19 protein-coding genes and 1 other RNA gene are annotated in these 17,877 nt (G+C 65.8%); 11 read left to right on the top strand and 9 right to left on the bottom strand.

All coding sequences use genetic code 11. The features are described 5' to 3' along the window. Window positions 1-65 precede the first annotated feature (65 nt). Window positions 66-3,524: a chromosome segregation protein SMC gene (gene smc / locus GYH34_RS01545; RefSeq protein WP_161912059.1), complete on the top strand. Its 3,459-nt coding sequence runs from the start codon at window positions 66-68 to the stop codon at window positions 3,522-3,524. Window positions 3,525-3,540: 16 nt separating this feature from the next. Here smc and GYH34_RS01540 read toward each other — a convergent pair whose 3' ends face one another. The 7 genes from GYH34_RS01540 to GYH34_RS01510 form a co-directional block, all read right to left on the bottom strand. Beyond that, window positions 3,541-4,086, bottom strand: a complete 546-nt coding sequence (locus tag GYH34_RS01540; protein ID WP_161912058.1) for an SRPBCC family protein — start codon at window positions 4,084-4,086, stop codon at window positions 3,541-3,543. Window positions 4,087-4,143: 57 nt separating this feature from the next. Further along, window positions 4,144-4,557, bottom strand: a complete 414-nt coding sequence (locus GYH34_RS01535; RefSeq protein ID WP_161912057.1) for a VOC family protein — start codon at window positions 4,555-4,557, stop codon at window positions 4,144-4,146. Window positions 4,558-4,652: 95 nt separating this feature from the next. After that, window positions 4,653-5,066: a VOC family protein gene (locus GYH34_RS01530; RefSeq protein ID WP_161912056.1), complete on the bottom strand. Its 414-nt coding sequence runs from the start codon at window positions 5,064-5,066 to the stop codon at window positions 4,653-4,655. A gap of 38 nt (window positions 5,067-5,104) precedes the next feature. Next, a complete protein-coding gene (locus GYH34_RS21855; RefSeq protein ID WP_244635222.1) occupies window positions 5,105-6,073 on the bottom strand; it encodes an SRPBCC family protein in 969 nt (322 codons plus the stop codon). A 9-nt stretch (window positions 6,074-6,082) separates the two neighbouring features. Beyond that, window positions 6,083-6,985, bottom strand: a complete 903-nt coding sequence (locus tag GYH34_RS01520; RefSeq protein WP_161912055.1) for an SRPBCC domain-containing protein — start codon at window positions 6,983-6,985, stop codon at window positions 6,083-6,085. Beyond that, complete coding sequence (locus tag GYH34_RS01515; protein ID WP_161912054.1) at window positions 6,969-7,313, bottom strand: metalloregulator ArsR/SmtB family transcription factor; 345 nt, start codon at window positions 7,311-7,313, stop codon at window positions 6,969-6,971. The genes GYH34_RS01520 and GYH34_RS01515 overlap by 17 nt, the downstream gene beginning before the upstream one ends. Before the next feature lie 154 nt (window positions 7,314-7,467). After that, the gene (locus tag GYH34_RS01510) at window positions 7,468-7,821 is read right to left on the bottom strand and encodes a DUF2200 domain-containing protein (protein WP_161912053.1); all 354 of its coding nucleotides are present in this window, start codon (window positions 7,819-7,821) and stop codon (window positions 7,468-7,470) included. A 169-nt stretch (window positions 7,822-7,990) separates the two neighbouring features. Here GYH34_RS01510 and GYH34_RS01505 point away from each other — a divergent pair, with 169 nt between their 5' ends. The 7 genes from GYH34_RS01505 to GYH34_RS01475 all read left to right on the top strand — a co-directional run bounded on the left by GYH34_RS01505 (window position 7,991) and on the right by GYH34_RS01475 (window position 11,423). Beyond that, window positions 7,991-8,680 (top strand): 50S ribosomal protein L25/general stress protein Ctc, encoded by a 690-nt coding sequence (locus GYH34_RS01505; RefSeq protein WP_018267009.1) that lies wholly within the window; start codon window positions 7,991-7,993, stop codon window positions 8,678-8,680. 60 nt (window positions 8,681-8,740) lie between these two features. Continuing rightward, window positions 8,741-9,361 (top strand): aminoacyl-tRNA hydrolase, encoded by a 621-nt coding sequence (pth, locus tag GYH34_RS01500; protein ID WP_161912052.1) that lies wholly within the window; start codon window positions 8,741-8,743, stop codon window positions 9,359-9,361. After that, a complete protein-coding gene (locus GYH34_RS01495; RefSeq protein ID WP_161912051.1) occupies window positions 9,358-9,579 on the top strand; it encodes a hypothetical protein in 222 nt (73 codons plus the stop codon). The genes pth and GYH34_RS01495 overlap by 4 nt, the downstream gene beginning before the upstream one ends. Before the next feature lie 120 nt (window positions 9,580-9,699). After that, on the top strand, window positions 9,700-10,059 hold the full coding sequence (locus GYH34_RS01490) for a helix-hairpin-helix domain-containing protein (RefSeq protein WP_161912050.1): 360 nt from the start codon (window positions 9,700-9,702) through the stop codon (window positions 10,057-10,059). A gap of 181 nt (window positions 10,060-10,240) precedes the next feature. Further along, window positions 10,241-10,616, top strand: a transfer-messenger RNA (tmRNA) gene (gene ssrA, locus GYH34_RS01485). Between the two features lie 45 nt (window positions 10,617-10,661). Beyond that, window positions 10,662-11,222 (top strand): ClpXP protease specificity-enhancing factor SspB, encoded by a 561-nt coding sequence (locus GYH34_RS01480; protein ID WP_161912049.1) that lies wholly within the window; start codon window positions 10,662-10,664, stop codon window positions 11,220-11,222. 6 nt (window positions 11,223-11,228) lie between these two features. After that, entirely contained in the window at window positions 11,229-11,423 is a 195-nt protein-coding gene (locus GYH34_RS01475) for a DUF4169 family protein (RefSeq protein WP_161912048.1), read from the top strand. A 216-nt stretch (window positions 11,424-11,639) separates the two neighbouring features. On the opposite strand, the gene GYH34_RS01470 is transcribed toward GYH34_RS01475, so the two are convergent. Continuing rightward, on the bottom strand, window positions 11,640-12,743 hold the full coding sequence (locus tag GYH34_RS01470) for a DGQHR domain-containing protein (RefSeq protein WP_161912047.1): 1,104 nt from the start codon (window positions 12,741-12,743) through the stop codon (window positions 11,640-11,642). Between the two features lie 184 nt (window positions 12,744-12,927). Continuing rightward, window positions 12,928-14,640 (bottom strand): OmpW family outer membrane protein, encoded by a 1,713-nt coding sequence (locus GYH34_RS01465; protein WP_174242350.1) that lies wholly within the window; start codon window positions 14,638-14,640, stop codon window positions 12,928-12,930. Window positions 14,641-15,004: 364 nt separating this feature from the next. On the opposite strand from GYH34_RS01465, the gene purL reads away from it, so the two are divergent. The 3 genes from purL (at window position 15,005) to grxD (ending at window position 17,877) form a co-directional block, all read left to right on the top strand. Next, complete coding sequence (gene purL, locus GYH34_RS01460; RefSeq protein ID WP_161912046.1) at window positions 15,005-17,209, top strand: phosphoribosylformylglycinamidine synthase subunit PurL; 2,205 nt, start codon at window positions 15,005-15,007, stop codon at window positions 17,207-17,209. Between the two features lie 14 nt (window positions 17,210-17,223). Further along, the gene (locus GYH34_RS01455; RefSeq protein WP_024878416.1) at window positions 17,224-17,454 is read left to right on the top strand and encodes a BolA/IbaG family iron-sulfur metabolism protein; all 231 of its coding nucleotides are present in this window, start codon (window positions 17,224-17,226) and stop codon (window positions 17,452-17,454) included. 78 nt (window positions 17,455-17,532) lie between these two features. Continuing rightward, entirely contained in the window at window positions 17,533-17,877 is a 345-nt protein-coding gene (gene grxD / locus GYH34_RS01450) for a Grx4 family monothiol glutaredoxin (protein ID WP_161912045.1), read from the top strand.

Raw genomic sequence — 17,877 nt, 5'->3', positions numbered from 1 at the left:
CGCCTCCACAACATATCGCGGTCCTGTTCTTGCCTTCCCCGCTATTTTGTGGCGCTCTTGCCGCCATGAAATTCCAGCGGCTCCGACTTCTCGGCTTCAAGAGCTTCTGCGAGGCCACAGATTTTCTGATCGAGCCCGGCCTGACCGGCGTCGTCGGGCCGAATGGCTGCGGCAAGTCCAATCTCGTCGAGGCCCTGCGCTGGGTCATGGGCGAGAACTCCTATAAGAACATGCGCGGCTCGGGGATGGATGACGTCATCTTCTCCGGCGGCGGCTCGCGCCCGGCCCGCAATGTCGCGGAAGTCGGCCTCGTGCTGGACAATAGCTCCCGCACCGCCCCAGCGGCCTTCAACGACGCCGAGACTTTGGAAGTCACCCGCCGCATCGAGCGCGAGGCCGGCTCTACCTATAGGATCAATGGCCGCGAGGTGCGCGCCAAGGATGTGCAGCTGCTCTTCGCCGACGCCGCCACCGGCGCGCGCTCGCCGGCCTTGGTGCGCCAGGGGCAGATCGGCGAGATCATCTCGGCCAAGCCGCAGGCGCGCCGCCGCATTTTGGAGGACGCCGCCGGCGTCGCCGGCCTGCATTCCCGCCGTCACGAGGCCGAGCTGCGGCTGACCGCGGCCGCCGAAAATCTCACCCGCCTCGAGGATGTGCTGAAGCAGGTCGACGGCCAGACCGAGAGCCTGCGCCGCCAAGCGCGGCAGGCGCAGCGCTATCGCGCCGTGGCGGCGGAAATCCGCAAGAATGAGGCGCTCGCCGCCTATATCGCGCATCGCCAGGCGAGCGAGCAGCTGACCGCCGCCGAGCGCAAGCTGGAAGAAGATACAAAGCTCGTCGAGGAGCGCACGTTGCAGCAGGCCGAGGCCGCGCGGCTACAGGCCATCGCCGCCTTCGAGCTGCCCAGGCTCCGCGACAAGGAGGCCGAGGCCGGCGCGGCGCTGCATCGGCTGATCATGGCCCGCGAGGCGCTGGACGGCGAGGAGAAGCGCGCCAAGGAGCGCATCGCCGAGCTGACCCGCCACGCCGAGCAATTCGCCCGCGACGTCGAGCGCGAGCGCGCGCTGATCGACGACGCAGCCGAGGTGACGCAGCGGCTCGAGGACGAGCGCGGCGAGCTGGCCGAGCAGGACGCCATCGGCGCCGAGCGCGAGGCGGCGGCGCGCGAGCGTCTCGCCGAGATAGAGGAAGCGCTGGCCCGCACCGAGGCCGAGCTCTCCGAGGCGCAGCAATCGCTGGCCGGCGTCAACGCCCAGCGCGGCGCGCTGGAGGCGGCGCTGCGCGAGGAGACGCAGCGCGTCTCCCGTTTCGAGGCCGAGCTGACCCGCGTCGAGACCGAATTCGCGCTGATCGCCGGCCAGGGCGGCGCGGCGGAGGAGGTGGAGCGCCTCGCCGAATCGCTGGAAATGGCCAATGAAGCCGCCCGCGAGGCCGATGAGACGGCGCTGATGGCCGAGGAAGCGGCGATCGAGGCGCGCGAGGCCGAGAGCTTGTCGCGCCAGCCGCTGGCGGAGGCGGAGAAGCGCGCCGGCCGGCTCGAGACCGAGACGCGCACGCTGGAGAAACTGCTGGAATCGGGCGGCGGCGATCTCTGGGCGCCGATCGTCGAGAGCGTCACGGTCGAGAAAGGCTATGAGACGGCGCTCGGCGCCGCGCTCGGCGACGATCTCGACGCCTCCATCGAGACCTCCGCCCCGGCCCATTGGGCGCTCACCTCCGGCGCCGGCGATCCCTCGCTGCCGCCGGCCGTGCGCACGCTCGCCGAGATGGTGCAGGCCCCGCCGGCGCTGGCCCGGCGCCTCGCGCAGATCGGCGTCGTGCTGCGCAGCGAGGGCGCAGCATTGCGCTCCATGCTGAAGCCCGGCCAGCGCCTCGTCTCCAAGGAGGGCGACCTCTGGCGCTGGGACGGATTCACCCAGGCGGCCGAGGCGCCGACGCCCGCGGCGCGCCGCCTCGCCGAGAAGAACCGCCTCGCCGATCTTCGTCTCGAGGCCGCCGCCGCCCGCGAGGCCGCCGACGCGCTGGCCGACGAGGCGCAGACGGCGCAGGAGCAGGCCCGCGCCGCCGCCCTCGCCGAGAGCGCCGCGCGCGAGGGGCAGCGCCGCGCCCGCGCCGCGCTGGAAGAAGCCCGCGAGCGCCATGTCGTGGCGGAGCGCCGCCTCGGCCAGATCGCCCAGCGCCTCTCGGCGCTCGAGGAGGCCAAGGCGCAAATCCTCGCCAATCGCGACGAGGCGGCGATGAAGCGCGAGAGCGCCGCGCGCGCGCTGGACGATTTGGACGAGCCCGCCTCGCTCGCCGGCGCGATGGAGCATGTGCGCTCCCGCGCCGCCGCCGAGCGCGCCCAGGCCGGAGACGCGCGCGCCGCGCTCACCTCGCTGCGCCATCAGGCCGAGACGCGCGCCGCCCGCAAAGCGGCGATCCTGCGCGAGAACGCTTCCTGGATGGAGCGGCGCGACCGCGCCCAGGACCGCATCGCCGAATTGGAGCGCCGCCTCGAGGATTCGCGTGACGAGCAGGAGCGGCTGATCGATTCGCCGGAGACTTTTCTGCTCCAGCGCCGCAATCTTCTCTCGGCGATCGAGGAGGCCGAGGCCGCCCGCCGCGCCGCCGCCGATGCGCGCACGACCGGCGAGACGGCGCAGGCGGAATCCGATCGCGCCGCCCGCATGGCGCTGGAGGCGATGAGCGCCGCGCGCGAGGAGAAAGCCCGCAGCGAGGCGCAGCTCGAGGCCGCGCGCCGCCGCGCCGCCGATGTGGAGCACGCCATCGCCATGGAATTGGAGAGCGAGGAGCATTCGCTCGCAGAGCTCGCCGGCGTCACCGGCGAGGAGACGCAGCTCCCCTCCATCCCCGATATCGAGCGCAAGCTCGAAGGGCTGAAGGCGGATCGCGAAAGATTGGGCGCGGTGAATCTGCGCGCCGAGGAGGAACTCGGCGAGATCGAGACGCAGCGCGACAAGATGATGGCCGAGCGCGAAGACCTCGCCGAGGCGATCAAGAAATTGCGCGGCGCCATCGCCAGCCTCAACAAGGAGGGCCGCGAGCGCCTGCTCGTCGCCTTCGAGCAGGTGAACGCGCATTTCAAGGAGCTGTTCAGCCTGCTGTTCGGCGGCGGCACGGCGGAATTGCAGCTCATCGAGAGCGACGATCCGCTGGAGGCCGGGCTCGACATTCTCGCGCGCCCGCCGGGCAAGAAGCCGCAGACGATGACGCTGCTCTCCGGCGGCGAGCAGGCGCTGACCGCAATGTCGCTGATCTTCGCGGTCTTCCTCACCAATCCGTCGCCGATCTGCGTGCTCGACGAGGTGGACGCGCCGCTCGACGATTACAATGTCGAGCGCTTCTGCGCCCTGCTCGAGGATATGCGCAAGAAGACCGACACGCGCTTCGTCGCCATCACGCACAACCCCATCACAATGGCGCGCATGGATCGCCTGTTCGGCGTGACGCAGGCGGAGCGCGGTATTTCGCAGCTCGTCTCCGTCGATCTCGAGCAGGCCGAGAGATACGCGCAGGCGAGCTGAGCCGCTCGAGGTCGCGTCAGCCCGCCGCCTCCTCGCGCGCTGTCTCGACGAGGCGCTTCAAATCGGAGAGGCCCTGCTCGAAGGCCCCGCCGACCATCTTCTCCGGCTTCATGACGAGGCTGAACAGTTTGCCGACGAAGGGCTGGCGACCCTTCATGTCCCAGGTGACGAGCGAGCCGCCATCCTGCGGCGCAATGGTGAATTCGACGCGATTCTCGCATCTCATCGGCCGATCCAACCGCAAGGCGACGACCACTTTCGACGGCGCGACGGATTCGACGATCTCGACTCGTCCGGCGCCGACTTTTGCATCGCCTTCGAAATCGCAAGCCGCGCCGACGCCGCGCTCCGGGCCGGCATAGGAGAGCTTCACGCTCTCGTCCTTCACGAAAGGACTCCATTCATTGGTGGCGCGCGGATCGTCGACGAGCGGGAAAACGCGCTCCGGCGGCGCGGCGACGAATATGGAGCGCGCGATATGGCAAATGTCCGGCTGGCGCGCCGCCAGCACGAGAATAATGGCGATGATGAGGGCGACGCCGGCGCCGATGATTTCCAACATGTCCAACCTCGTGAAGGGGCGGAGCGGCGCCTGCTTTCCCGCAGGCGCCGCGCGCCGTCATTGCGGCACGACCACCATCCAGGGAACGCCGAAGCGATCGGTGAGTATGCCGAAAGCGGGTGAGAAGAAGGTCTTGGTCAAGCGCATCTGCGTCTCGCCGCCATCGGCGAGCGCCGTGAAGACGCGTTCGGCCTCCTCGAGCGTCTTGGCGCTGTAGGAGAGCGAGAAGCCTTTGAAGCCGCCGCTCTCGGCGCCGTCGCCATCCGAGCCGAAGACAACGGCGTCGCCGATCTTCAGCGCCATATGCATCACCTTGGCGTTCCAGCCCGGCGGCATCATGTCCGCCGGCGGCGCCAGAGGCGAATCCTTGTAGCGCATCAGCATCTGAACCTGCGCCCCGAGCGCTTTCTCATAGAAGGCGGCGGCTTCCTCGGCGCGGCCGTCGAAGATGAGATAGGGTTGAATTGTCATCACATGTCTCCCCGCGAGCGCCGCGGAAGTGCGCTCGTTTCGTGAGGGGAGATCATGTCCGCGCGGGGCGCTTCGTCAACCGTCGTCATCGACCGCTATTTGGGAACGATGATCATCCACAGCACGCCGAAGCGATCGACCGCCATGCCGAAGCTCGTCGCGAAAAAGGTCTCGCCCAAGGGCATGCGCGCTTCGCCCCCGTCGAGGAGCGCGGCATAGAAGCCCTCCGCCTGCGCCGCGCTCTGCGCCTCGAGCGAGACGCCGAAGCCCTCGAAGCGAGCGGAGTCGGTTCCGCAGCCGTCCGAAAGGAAAATTTCCGAATCGCCGATCCGCAGGCAGGAATGCATGATCTTCCGTCCCCAATCGGGCGCGAGCGCGCCGGGCGGCGGCGGCTCGGGGCTCTCGTCGAAGCGCAACAAGAATTGAACCTCGGCGCCGAGCGCTTTCTGGTAGAAAGCGATGGCTTCATCGGCGCGGCCGGAAAAGAACAGATAAGGCTTCATCGTCATCGAATGCTCCTTTGCTTCGAATGATTTTGGAAACTGGCTCAGCCCTGGACGAGATAGTTCTCGAGCTGCTCGAATGTCCCTGCCCACCCATCGCTCATGGCGTCGAGCGCGCCGGCGAAAGTCGCGATCTCCTCGGCGCTCGCCTCGAAGGGCCGCGCGCGCAGCGTCAGCTCGCTGGCGCCGTCGCTGTCCGTGAATCGATAGGTCGTCTCGACCTTCAGCGGCCAAGTCGCGCTCAGCGGATGCCGCGCCAGCCCGCGATTCGCGTCGGAGAAGGAGGCGATGAGCGTGAAGCGCGCGGGCGCCTCGATCTCGCGATATTCGAAGAGCCCCCATATGGCGCCGCCGTCCGGCGTCCGCAGCCCATAGTGATAGGAGCCGCCGGGACGAAAATCCATTTGCGACGCGACGACGGGAATCCCTTTCGGTCCGAACCATTGCGCCATGCGCTCCGGCTCCGCGAACGCCTTCCACAAGAGCTCGCGCGAGGCGGCGAAGCGGCGTGACGCGACGAAGACGGGACCCGCCGATTCCTCGACGAAATCGCCGAGCCGTCCGAGATTTTCGGCAAGGCCGATGGCGGCGCCATAGTCGCGCTCGACACGATCGCGCTCGGAGAGCGAGGGAAAGCGCATTCGCCATTCGATGCGCGTCTTCTCGCCTTCCTGCGAGAGGGCGATGACCGTCTCCATTCGCACCGGCTCGACAGTCTCGTCATCGCCTGGATGAAAATAGGCGATACGCTCTGGCCGCAGGATTTCGCGAAAGACGATCTTATTCTCATAATCGCGCCCGTCCGGGCCGTGCATGACGAAGCGCCAGACGCCGCCCGGCGCGAATTCGAAAGCTTGCGTCGTGAGCGAAAAACCCTTCGGCCCGAACCATCGCGCCAGTCGATCGGGCGCGGCGAAAGCGTCGAAAACAAGCGCGCGCGGCGCATCGAAGAGACGCGTCCCGGAAATCTCGGGCGCGTCCGAAGGGACTGAAATGCGAGCATCGTCGGACATGACGCCTCCTCACTGATCGCTTGTCGCCAGCTCGCGCGCGAGCTCGGCGAGATAGTCGAATGCGCCGGTCCAGCCATGCTGGTGCGAGGCAGCGGACTCCGCGGTGGCGAGGCCGCTCTGCACGAAGATCATCTCGGTCTTGCCGCCCTGCTCGGTGAGCTCCACCTCGATCGTCGTCAGCGCTTTCGGCTCGAGATGATTGCGCTCCCATTGATGCGTCAGCACGAGACGCGAAGGCGCGTCGATCTCGAGATATTCGCCATGATGGATGAACTCCTCGCCCTCCGGCGAGCGCATTCCGGCGCGCCATTTGCCGCCGATTCGCAGATCATTCTCGACAAACAGCACATTGAATATCGCGGGGCAGAGCCAACGCATCATATGCTGCGGCTCGGTCCAGCATTTGAAGACGAGCGCGCGGGGCGCCTCGAATGTGCGCAGCAGAATGAGCCGATGCGGCGCATCCGCTTCGCCGGTCTCACGCGCGAGGCCCTCGAGAATTCCGGTCCAGCCGGAACGGAAAGCGAGGGATTTCGTCGCCCATTCCGGGGTGAGAAATTGCGTCAGCGTCAAGAGGCTTCCGGCGCCGTCGGGACGAATGTCGATCTCGACGCGCGTGAACGGCCCTTCGCGCTGCCCGCCGAAAGTGAAGACGAGACGGCTCGGGCGTTCGATCTCGAGATATTCGCCGAAATGCGTCGCGAGGATATCGCCGCGCTGCTCGTGGATGGCGAAGCCGCCGCCGATGCGCGCGTCGATCTCGACATGCGCGGATTGGCCATTCGGCGTACGGAACAGCCAGCCGCCGACCGCCTTCGGATCGAGCCAGGCGTCGAAGAGCAGCGCCGGCGGCGCGGCGAAGCGCCGCGTGATCGTGAGCGGCGGGATGGCGTCGTCAATTCTTCGGAGCATCGGGGTCGCCCTTTTGCAATTGCGCGAGATAGGCGTCGAGCCGATCGAAGCTCTCCTCCCAAAAACGCCGATAGGTCTCGAGCCAATCGGAAACTTCGCGCAGCCGCGCCGCGTCCAGCTTGCAGGGACGCGATTGCGCGGCGCGGCCGCGAGTGATGAGGCCAGCCTGCTCGAGCACCTTCAAATGCTTCGAGACTGCCGGCTGGCTGATGGAAAAAGGCGCGGCGAGCTCGCCGACCGAGGCTTCGCCCTGCGCGAGCCGGGCGAGGATCGCGCGGCGCGTCGGGTCCGCGAGAGCGGCGAAGGTAGCGCTGAGGGGATCCTGCATCTATTACCTGTTAGATATTTAACTTAGTAGTTATATAACTGACTCAGAAAAAGGCTGTCAAGCTCCCCGATCTCGAAAAGGGCGGCAAGGTTCGGGATTTCCATGGCGGCGGGCGCCGCGCATGCCGCGCATACGCTCGATCGATCGCCCCCGCTCAGCTCTTGCGAAGAATCTTGTCGAGCGCCTTCCCGCGCGCCAGCTCGTCGATCAATTTATCCAAATATCTTATTTCCCGCATGATCGGCTCCGCGATTTCCTCCACTCGAACGCCGCAGACGACGCCTTTGACGGAGGCGCGCAAAGGATTGAGCTTTGGAGCGAGCGCAAAAAATGTCTCGAAGTCGGCCTGCGCGTTCAGTCGATCCTGAAGCCCCGCTCGATCATAGCCTGTCACCCAAGAGATGATCTGATCGACCTCCTCCTTGGTGCGCCCCTTCTTCTCGGCTTTTGCGACATAGAGAGGATAGACGCTCGCAAAGCTCGTCGTATAAATTCGGCGTTTCGTCATGGGTTTGGTCTCCGAAAATCATCGACGGCGCGCGACGCGACGGCCATTCGCCGCCCGCCCCGAGCCTTGCCTCTGAATTTGCGCTCGCCTATAAGCCGCAGCAGCGCGCCGGCATCCGACACCCCTGGAGGCGAAAGGCGCGCTTTCTCTTTGAAAAAAGGACACCGAAATGGCCGAGATCAAGAAGCTCGCGGCCACGGTGCGCAGCGGGACAGGCAAGGGGGCCGCCCGCAGCGTTCGCCGTGAGGGCCGTATACCAGGAGTCATCTATGGCGGCGGCGAGGCGCCGACGCCGCTGTCGCTCGACAAGAAAGAGCTGACCAAGCTCATCTACGCCGGGCATTTCCTCACGACGATCTTCGAGCTCGACATCGACGGCAAGCCCGAGCGCGTCATTCCGCGCGACTATCAGCTCGATGTCGTCAAGGACTTCCCGCTGCATGTCGACTTCCTGCGGCTGAAGGCCGGCTCGCGCCTGCGCGTCGACGTGCCGGTGCATTTCGTCAATCATGAAGCGGCGCCCGGCATCAAGCGCGGCGGCTCGCTCAACATCGTCTTCCACGCGATCGAGATGTGGGTGCCGGCCGACAATATCCCCGACGCCATCACCGCCGATCTCACCGGCCTCGACTTCAACGATTCGCTGCAGATTTCGGCTTTCACCCTGCCGGCGAACTGCAAGCCGACCAATCCCGACAAGAACTTCACCGTGGCGTCGATCGCGCCGCCGGTGATCACGGCCGAGGAGATCGCGGCCGCTGCGGCGGCGGCCGCGGCTCCGGTCAAGGGCAAGGGCGGCAAGGCCGCCCCGGCAGCCAAGGCCGCTCCGGCCGCCAAGGCTCCCGAGAAAAAGAAGTAAGGCGACGGGCGATCGGCGCGCGCCGCCGATCGCCCTCCTTCGGCTCGGAGCCAAAAGGCCATGCTGCTTTTCGTCGGCCTCGGCAATCCCGGCCGCGAATATGCCGGGAACCGGCACAATATCGGCTTCATGGCGGTCGAAAAGATCGCCGACGCCCATGGCTTCTCTGCGTCGCGCGCGCGTTTCCAGGGCCTCGTCCGCGAGGGGACGATCGCCGGCGAGCGCGTGCTCGCGCTGCTGCCGCAGACCTATATGAACGAATCGGGCCGCTCGGTCGGCGAGGCGCTGCGCTTTCACAAGATCGCGCTGTCGGATGTCGTCGTCTTCCATGACGAGCTCGATCTCGCCCCCGCCAAATGCCGCGTGAAGATCGGCGGCGGCGCGGCCGGACACAATGGCCTGCGCTCCATCGGCGCCCATATCGGGCAGGATTTCAAGCGCATGCGGCTCGGCATCGGCCATCCGGGCGACAAGGCGCGCGTGCATTCTTACGTTTTGGGCGATTTCGCCAAGAGCGAGGAGCCCTGGGTGAAGGCGCTCTGCGGCGCGCTGGCCGACAATGCCGCGCTGATCGTCAAAGGCGACGACGCCGGCCTGCAGAACAAGATTCATCTCGCCATGGACGCCGCCGGCTTCGCCGCGCCCAAGCGCGTGGGCGAGAAGCGCGTGGGCGAGGCGTGATCGCGCGCGCGGCCGTCGCCCTCGCGCTGCTCGGCGCGAGCATGGCCTTCGCCGCAGAGGAAAAGCCGTCTCAGGCCTATGGCGAGGATCATCCCGCCTGCCTCGAATGGACCGACGGCTGCCTGGTCTGCGCTCGCCTCGAGGATGGGTCGGCCGGCTGCTCCATGGTGGGCGCGGCCTGCGTGCCGGCCGCCGTCTCCTGCCTGAAAAGCAAATGAAGCCCGGGCTCGGCGGGGTGAATTTCAGGTGAACGCCGCATTCAAAACGGGTTCAGCGCGAGCACGGCATGATGCGCAAGTCGATCGGGGAAATGTCCCGGTCCCAAGGAGACAGCCATCATGAAGACCAACGCCATTCTCGCCATCGCCCTTTTCGCTTCCGCTCCGGCTTTCGCCCAGACCGCGACCGTCCCCGGCGCGAAGCCCCCGGCCGGCCCCGCCGCCGCCGCGACCACCGCGACTGCGCCGGTCAAGCAGGTCGTCGCCGTCTCCCAGCCGCTCGACATCAATTCCGCGACGGTGGAGCAGCTCTCCGGCGTGAAAGGCCTCACCCACACTCTGGCCGAGGCGATCGTCAAGGGCCGCCCTTATAAGACCACGGACGAGCTGGTGAAGAACCGCATTCTCACCGACGCCCTGTTCGCCCAGGTCAAGGATGGGCTGACCGTCAAGGATGGCCAGGCCATCAAGCACAACTGATCCGAGGCCGGCCGTCCCTCCCCGTAGGCCGCTCGCGAAACGCCCGTCGATCCTCGGCGGGCGTTTTCGCGCGTTTTAGAAAAAGAATTCGTAAATTCAAATCATTACAACGCTCGCGCGGATGCGGTGCGTTCAATCTGCGCGAGAAAGTCGGGGAGATCGGCGCCGCTTTGCCCCGCAGCCCCTTTCCGCATCGGCCCTTAATGCGTATATTGTGAGCTGCCGACCTTCGGGACGGCTATGGCGATAAACGAACTCCGTAATAAACCTATCGGACCCGGGGGCGGTACCCGGCGCCTCCACCAGAGGCCGTCACGCGAGCGCGAATTTGGCGCGACGGCTTGTGGCGGGGGCGAAATAGGATCGACGAGGGCGTAAAGGGTGCTTTTTCGCTCGGCATGATACCGCCGTTATCGGGTCAAACCTTATAGTTGCCAACGACAACTATGCTCCGGTGGCCGTCGCTGCGTAATGCAGTGAAGGTACTGGGATTCAAGCCCTAGGGGGTAGCACTTCTAGGCGGGGCTCGGAGGCGCCTGGCAACAGAAGCCTCCACTTTCGTCCCGACAGGGCAGAGCGAACAGGGGTTCTCGGCGAGCGTCATGTCCACCGACCTCATCAGATACGATCTTCTCGTCCAGGACGCACTTCGCGGCGTCATGCGCAAGGTTCTCGCCGATGCATCGGCCGCGGGCCGTCTGCCGGGCGACCATCATTTCACCATCAGCTTTCGCACCAAGGCGCCGGGGGTCCGAATTTCCAAGCGCCTCGCGGAGCAATGGCCGCAGGAGATGACCATCATCCTGCAGCATCAATATTCCAATCTCATCGTCGATGAGCGCGGCTTCTCGGTCGGCCTGTCCTTCCGCAGCATTCCCGAGCAGCTCTATGTGCCCTTCGAGGCGGTGACTGTCTTCTCTGATCCTTCCGTCGATTTCGGCCTCAAATGGGAGGTCGACGAGCTCGCCCCCGCCCGCGAGGAAGAGGAGCCGGCCCGTTTCCCGGCGCGGCCGCAGCCCGCCGCCGGCGAGACGACGCCCGTCCGGCCCGGCCCGCGCGTCGCCCGCAGCGAGAAGCGTCAGGAGCCGGCGCCCATGACCGAGGAGAGCGGCGGCGACGCCGCCAAGATCGTCTCCATCGACGCCTTCCGCAAGAAGACCTGATTCGCCATGAGCGAGATCGTCAATCTGCGACGCGCTCGCAAGCTCAGGGACAAGCGCTCCAAAGAGGCGGAGGCGGAAGCCAATCGCATCGCGCATGGCCGCACCAAGGCCGAGCGAGAACTCAGCGAAGCGACCGCGCGTCTCGAGAAAGAAAAGCTCGACGCGCATCGGCTGGAAGAGTCGCGATCAGAGCCGGAGTGAAAACATCCAACCCCTTGTCCTGAGGCGCTTTTTGCGCAGCAAAAAGCCTCGAAGGACGCTCCAGCGCCCACGCAGCGGCGACCCTTCGAGACGCCCGCACCCAAGTCGGGCTTGCCCGACTTGGGCATTATCATGCCGATCTCGGGTAAACCCGAGATCGATGCGGGCTCCTCAGGGCGAGGGACTGATGGCGGCGCCCTAGACGATCGGCCAGCCTCATGCGAACAGCCATTGCTTGAGCGAGAAGCCCGAGCTCAGCGCTTTCCGATAATGCTCATAGAGCGCCAAATGGCCGGTCGCGGGCTTGGGCAGCTCGCTCTTCTTCAGCTTGCGGAAGAAAGGGCCGAGAATATCCTCGAAATTCTGCGTGGTGTAGCGGCCGCCATAGCGGTCCGAGACGCGCTCGGCGACATTGGCGAAGAGCAGGATCAGCGCCTTGAACAGCGCCGGATTGGCGATATTCGCCTCCGCGCCATGATAGCGCAGGCCGTTGAGGCAGGCGCGCAGATAGGCGTTGAGCACCTGATAGACATCCTGCGCCGAGGCGTCGACGAAAGCGCCGTCGATGGATTTCAGCGCGGCGTTGAAGGTCACGCGCGAGATCTTGCCTTTGCGCCGCTCCGAGGGGCTCAGCAGGCCGGAGAGCACACTCTTCTCGTCATTGGAGAAGAGATCGAAGACATTGTGCAGCAGCGCCTCGGCCTCGGTCTCCGATTCGGAGAGACGGCGAATGTCCAGCAGCAGCTCCGGCGGCACCGGACGCTGCTTGGTGTTGATGTCCATGAACAGCTGACATTCCTGCGATCGCGTCAGCCTATTGTAGACGACGACCGGCACTTTCACGCTCTTGGCCGCCAGATTGAAGCCATAGACGCGATGCTGCCCGTCGATGATGAGGAAGGAGCGCGGATCCTTGCGGAAGGTCAGCTCGCCGCTCTTGCGGTCGAATTGCAGCTGCGCGCGCGGCTGCGCGGAGAGAATGATCGCGCTCGGCACGCTGCCGAAGCCGCTGTCGATATAATCGGCGATCTCGCGCGCGCGTTTTTTGTCGAGCAGGCGCTGGAAGCCGTCGATCGGATTGTCGAGCCGCGCCTCCACCGTGCAAGTGGCGGCCAGCAGATCGCTCGGCAGAACCAGGGTGTAGAAGCGATGCTTGCCCTGGGTGACGAGCAGAGCCGGGGCGTTGGCGAAGCCGGCGCCCGTCCGTCCCGGAGCATCCGACGCCTCGTCGCGCTCGCCGGGAAGCGCAGCTTCGAGCGCAGGCTCGACCTGGCTCGGCTCGGCATGATCGGAAGGCGGCGCGTCGATCGGATTTTCCATGTTCAGATCCTTCGGGAAAGCGCGCCGGAAGGGCCGGCGAATCGTCGCATTGAACCGAATCGAACAGGTAACGGGCCGAATCCTAGCCGCGAGGCGGCAAAGAACAAGGCGAATCGCAATCGGGCGACAAAAAAACCGGCCCCTTTCGGAGCCGGCTTGTTTTTCTTTCAGCTTTGCGCGTCGCTCAATATTTGGCGAGCACGGGCTGCAGCAGGCCGCCGCCGAAGCGATAGGTGACGCCCGCCGAGACGACGATCGGGTTGATCGGCAGCGACACTTTGACCGGAACGAAGATCGGGCCGAGCGCCGGCGCCCCCGGCACGAAAGCGACGGCCGTCGCGTGAACCATCGGATGAATGCCGATATATTTGACGTCGACGTTCACGCCCCAATGCTCGTTGAACATATAGTCGAAGCCGGCCTGGCCGACCACGCCCCAAGAGGGAGCGACAGTCGCCCATTGGAAGGTGGCGAGCGCTCCGGGCAGGCCGAGACCGGCCAGCGCCGAGCCCGGCGCGAAGGGGATGCCCCAGACGTCGTTGTTGACGCGCGTGCCCCAGAAGGCCGTGAAATTCGCGCCGACGCCGAGATAGGGCTGGAACTGGCCGAAGTTGGTGAAGTGATACTGCGCCATCAGGGACGGCGGGAACACCCAGGAGCGCGCGAAGTCGCTGGCGATGGTGCCGGTGCCCTGAATGTGATGCGGCGCGATGCAGCAGATCGCCTCGATCGCCCAGTTCTTCGTGAGGTAATAGGCGACGTCGAGCATGGGAATGATCGACGTCGAGGTATTGGTGCTGGCGCCGGAGATCACGCCATTCGCGCCGGTGAGGCCCGAGAGGCGGCCGATGGAGCCGAGCGCCGGATGGCCGATGCCCTGGTCATAGACAGTGCCATGGCCGTCCAGCGGAATGACGCTGCCGACCTTCAGGCGAACCTGGAAGGGCTGATAGCTGTCGACGAAGGCCGGCGGCGGCGGCTCCTTGAGCGACGACAGGCCGTCGGCGCGCGAGACGAGGCCGGGCGCGAAGGGGTCGAAGTGCCAGTTGAGGCCGACGCGGACATTGTGGAAGCGGGTCGGCGAATTCTGCGTCGCGGCGAAGACGGGCGTCGTCGTGCCGAGGATCGCCGCCGTGCCGCCGTTCAGAGAGACGGAATTGGCGTTGGTCGAGCCGAGATCGACATAGAGATATTCGGCTTTGACCGACCAGTTCGGGATCGGCGACCATTCGACGCCGCCGCCCGCCGTCCAGCCGGTGCGCGTGTCGTCCGAATAGCCATGGCCGACCGCGCCGCCCAGGAAGCCGGCGCCCGCGGCGGCGAAATTATCCGCGAAGCCGACATTGTGGATCACCTGGCCATACGCGAAGCCGCCCGTGCCATAGATCATCAGATTGGGAATGGACGGAAGCACGAAGCCGACGCGGCCGCGCACAGTGCCGAACCAGTCGACGCCCTTGGTCGAATCGGCGCTCTGCAGATGCGCGCCATTGCCGTCGAAGACGCCGACCGCCGATTTCGCCTTGCTCTCCACGTCCGTGGCCTGAATATCGGCCTCGAGGCCGAGAACCAGCCAGGGGTTGACCTGATGATTATAGCCGACCTGTCCGCCGCCGATGACGCCGTGCAGATCCTGCGAGGCGCCCCAGGCGGAGCCCAGCGGCGTGACCGGCGCGAGCGAGCCCGCCGAAATATAGCCGAGACCACCCGTCTCCCGGCTGGAATCGCCGAAGCCATAGCCGATGTTGATACCGCCGTAGAGGCCGGTCCAGCTGAAAGCCGGTGGCGGCGGCGGCAGCGGCGCGCTCTTCATCGAAGGAAGATCGGCCGCCTGAACCGTAGCGCTCGCTGCGGTCAACACGGATGCGGCGAGCGCGCCGCGCAAAACACTTCTCATCAGGCTCCCCCGTCGATTGCTCTTTAGGACGGCGCGTGACGCGCCTATCCGAGTCGGCGCTCAAATTGCTCCGATTTTCGACAGGATGACTTGATCTAGATCAAAGACTGCCTCGTCTCACAATTCTTTCTCTCCGGCTGTGACTCTTTGGCAACAGCCCGCGGCAGTTGCCATTGCGCGGCGATCCTATTAATCGGAAGGCGAAGCGCCGGATTTTGCGGCCTTTCTGGGGCGAAACGGCAGAATAGCGGGAGATTCGTCGGCGCCGCCCGTTCTGAAAGCTCTGTCGCGGCTGCGACAATTCGACTTACCCGAAACACGAGCCGAAATCCGCGGCGAGGCCGCGTCCGGCGGGGGAGACACAATGCTCGAAGCGGCCTTGGCGCATGGGCTGAAACAAGATGAATATGAGCGCATCGTCGCGCTGATCGGCCGTGCGCCGAGCCTCACCGAGCTCGGAATATTCTCGGCAATGTGGAACGAGCATTGTTCCTACAAGTCTTCGCGCATTCATCTGCGCAAGCTGCCGACCAAAGCGCCATGGGTCATCAAGGGGCCGGGCGAGAATGCCGGCGTTATCGACATCGGCGGGGGCGACGCCTGCGTCTTCAAGATGGAGAGCCATAACCATCCGTCTTTCATCGAGCCTTATCAAGGCGCGGCGACCGGCGTCGGCGGCATTTTGCGCGACGTCTTCACAATGGGCGCGCGGCCGATCGCCTGTTTGAATCTGCTGCGCTTCGGCAAGCCGGCGCATCCCAAGACGCGGCGCCTCGTCGCCGGCGTGGTCGCGGGCGTCGGCGGCTATGGCAATTCCTTCGGTGTGCCGACAGTGGGCGGCTCGACGGAATTCGACGAATCCTATGACGGCAATATTCTCGTCAACGCCATGGCGGTCGGCCTCGCCCGCACGGATTCGATCTTCTATTCGGCGGCGGCGGGCGTCGGCAATCCGATCGTCTATCTCGGCTCCAAGACCGGCCGCGACGGCATTCACGGCGCCAGCATGGCCTCCGCCTCCTTCGAGGCCGACGCCGAGGAGAAGCGCCCGACCGTGCAGGTCGGCGACCCCTTCTCGGAGAAGCTTCTGCTCGAGGCCTGTCTCGAGCTGATGGCCTCGGGCGCCGTCATCGCGATCCAAGACATGGGCGCGGCGGGCCTCACCTCATCGGCAGTGGAGATGGGCGCCAAGGGCAATCTCGGCATAGAGCTCGATCTCGACGCCCTGCCCTGCCGCGAAGAAGGCATGACCGCCTATGAGATGATGCTCTCGGAGAGCCAGGAGCGCATGCTCATGGTGCTGAAGCCCGAGCAGGAGAAAGAGGCCGAGGCCATTTTCGTGAAATGGGGCCTCGATTTCGCGATCATCGGCAAGACTACCGACAACCTGCGTTTCGTGGTCAAGCACAAGGGCGTCGTCGAGGCCGATCTGCCGATCAAGGAGCTCGGCGACGAGGCGCCGGTCTATGACCGGCCCCATGTCCCGACGCCCAAGCCGCCAGTTCTCGACGCCGCTTCGATCGCGCCGGTCGGCTCCAATGCGCGCGCGCTGCTCGCCCTGCTGGCGACGCCGGACCTCTGCTCCAAGCGCTGGGTCTGGGAGCAATATGACCATCTGATCCTCGGCAATACGGTGCGCGCGCCGGGCGGCGACGCCGCCGTGGTGCGCATCCGCGAGGGGCGCAAGGGATTGGTGCTGACCACCGACGTGACCGCGCGCTATTGCGCGGCCGATCCGGTCGAAGGCGGCCGCCAAGCCGTGGCGGAGGCCTGGCGCAATATTTCCGCGCGCGGCGGCCAGCCTCTGGCGCTCACCGACAATCTCAATTTCGGCAATCCCGAAAAGCCCGAGATCATGGGCCAGTTCGTCGGCTGCCTGCAAGGCATCGGCGAGGCGGCGCATGCGCTCGACTTCCCGATCGTCTCCGGCAATGTCTCGCTCTACAATGAGACGCAGGGGACGGGCATTCTGCCGACGCCGGCGATCGGCGGCGTCGGCGTGATATCGGATGTCGCGCTCGCCTCCACCATCGCTTTGCCCGCGGACGGCAAGACCATTCTGCTCATCGGCGAAACGAAAGGCTGGCTCGGCCAATCGCTCTATCTGCGCGATCTTTCCGGCCGCCGCGACGGCGCGCCGCCGCCGGTCGATCTCGAGGCCGAGAAGCGCAATGGCGATTTCGTGCGCGCGCTCGTGCTCGCGCAGCGGGCGCTCGCCGTTCATGATCTCTCGGATGGCGGCCTCGCCGTGGCTCTGGCGGAAATGGCGATCGCCGGCGGCGTCGGCGCGACCCTGGACCGCCTGCCGGAAGGCCCGGCCCATGCGATCCTCTTCGGCGAGGATCAGGCGCGCTATCTGGTCGTGGTCGAGCCGGCGGAAGCGGCGGCGATCGAGGCGGATGCGAAGGCCGCCGGCGTGGCGGTTCTCGCTCTCGGCGCCACGGGCGGAAACGAGTTGCATCTGCCCGGTGAGGCGCCGATATTGCTTTGCGACGTGCAACATGCGCAGCAGGCGCCGTTGCCGGCCTATATGGCCGGGGACGACAGCGTCTTCGCTCGAGGCTTTTAGGAGGTCGAAGCGCAATGGCGATGGAAAGAAGTGAAATCGAGCGTCTCATCAAGGCGGCCATACCGGACGCCGTGATCGAGATCACCGCGCTCGCCGACGACGGCGATCATTGGGCCGCCTCGGTGAAGTCGGAGACGTTTCGCGGCAAGAGCCGCGTGCAGCAGCATCAGATGGTCAACAAGGCTTTCGGCGAGCGCCTCGGCGGCGAGCTGCATGCTCTGGCGCTGACCACGATCGCTCTCTAAAAATCGTTTCTACGCCCGGCGGCGCTCGCCGGACCGCCTGCAACGGAACCTTGAATTCCGCTAGACGAGGTAATCCCCATGTCCGACTCCACCACTACCGCGATCAAGAACGAGATCGACAGCGCCGACGTCGTGCTGTTCATGAAGGGCACGCCCGCTGCGCCGCAGTGCGGCTTCTCCATGCAGGTCTGCCAGATTCTCGGCCATGTCGGCGTTCCCTTCAAGAGCGTCAATGTGCTGGCCGACCCGTTCATTCGCGACGGCATCAAGGCCTATTCGCAATGGCCGACCATTCCCCAGCTCTATGTGAAGGGCGAGTTCATCGGCGGCTGTGACATCACCCGCGAGATGTTCCAGTCCGGCGAGCTGACCGCGCTCTTCGATAAGGAAGGCATTCCGCACGGGCAGGCGGCCAAGGCCTGA

Source organism: Methylosinus sp. C49, from assembly GCF_009936375.1.
Lineage (GTDB): Bacteria > Pseudomonadota > Alphaproteobacteria > Rhizobiales > Beijerinckiaceae > Methylosinus.
Note: the sequence above shows the minus strand (reverse complement) of the source record. Positions and strands in the feature narration are given on the sequence as shown.

What these genes read in the sequence shown, in the direction of transcription:
- smc (WP_161912059.1), top strand. Translation starts at nt 66, where the DNA reads ATGAAATTCCAGCGGCTCCGACTTCTCGGCTTCAAGAGCTTCTGCGAG.
- GYH34_RS01540 (WP_161912058.1), bottom strand. Translation starts at nt 4,086, where the DNA reads ATGTTGGAAATCATCGGCGCCGGCGTCGCCCTCATCATCGCCATTATT.
- GYH34_RS01535 (WP_161912057.1), bottom strand. Translation starts at nt 4,557, where the DNA reads ATGACAATTCAACCCTATCTCATCTTCGACGGCCGCGCCGAGGAAGCC.
- GYH34_RS01530 (WP_161912056.1), bottom strand. Translation starts at nt 5,066, where the DNA reads ATGACGATGAAGCCTTATCTGTTCTTTTCCGGCCGCGCCGATGAAGCC.
- GYH34_RS21855 (WP_244635222.1), bottom strand. Translation starts at nt 6,073, where the DNA reads ATGTCCGACGATGCTCGCATTTCAGTCCCTTCGGACGCGCCCGAGATT.
- GYH34_RS01520 (WP_161912055.1), bottom strand. Translation starts at nt 6,985, where the DNA reads ATGCTCCGAAGAATTGACGACGCCATCCCGCCGCTCACGATCACGCGG.
- GYH34_RS01515 (WP_161912054.1), bottom strand. Translation starts at nt 7,313, where the DNA reads ATGCAGGATCCCCTCAGCGCTACCTTCGCCGCTCTCGCGGACCCGACG.
- GYH34_RS01510 (WP_161912053.1), bottom strand. Translation starts at nt 7,821, where the DNA reads ATGACGAAACGCCGAATTTATACGACGAGCTTTGCGAGCGTCTATCCT.
- GYH34_RS01505 (WP_018267009.1), top strand. Translation starts at nt 7,991, where the DNA reads ATGGCCGAGATCAAGAAGCTCGCGGCCACGGTGCGCAGCGGGACAGGC.
- pth (WP_161912052.1), top strand. Translation starts at nt 8,741, where the DNA reads ATGCTGCTTTTCGTCGGCCTCGGCAATCCCGGCCGCGAATATGCCGGG.
- GYH34_RS01490 (WP_161912050.1), top strand. Translation starts at nt 9,700, where the DNA reads ATGAAGACCAACGCCATTCTCGCCATCGCCCTTTTCGCTTCCGCTCCG.
- GYH34_RS01480 (WP_161912049.1), top strand. Translation starts at nt 10,662, where the DNA reads ATGTCCACCGACCTCATCAGATACGATCTTCTCGTCCAGGACGCACTT.
- GYH34_RS01475 (WP_161912048.1), top strand. Translation starts at nt 11,229, where the DNA reads ATGAGCGAGATCGTCAATCTGCGACGCGCTCGCAAGCTCAGGGACAAG.
- GYH34_RS01470 (WP_161912047.1), bottom strand. Translation starts at nt 12,743, where the DNA reads ATGGAAAATCCGATCGACGCGCCGCCTTCCGATCATGCCGAGCCGAGC.
- GYH34_RS01465 (WP_174242350.1), bottom strand. Translation starts at nt 14,640, where the DNA reads ATGAGAAGTGTTTTGCGCGGCGCGCTCGCCGCATCCGTGTTGACCGCA.
- purL (WP_161912046.1), top strand. Translation starts at nt 15,005, where the DNA reads ATGCTCGAAGCGGCCTTGGCGCATGGGCTGAAACAAGATGAATATGAG.
- GYH34_RS01455 (WP_024878416.1), top strand. Translation starts at nt 17,224, where the DNA reads ATGGCGATGGAAAGAAGTGAAATCGAGCGTCTCATCAAGGCGGCCATA.
- grxD (WP_161912045.1), top strand. Translation starts at nt 17,533, where the DNA reads ATGTCCGACTCCACCACTACCGCGATCAAGAACGAGATCGACAGCGCC.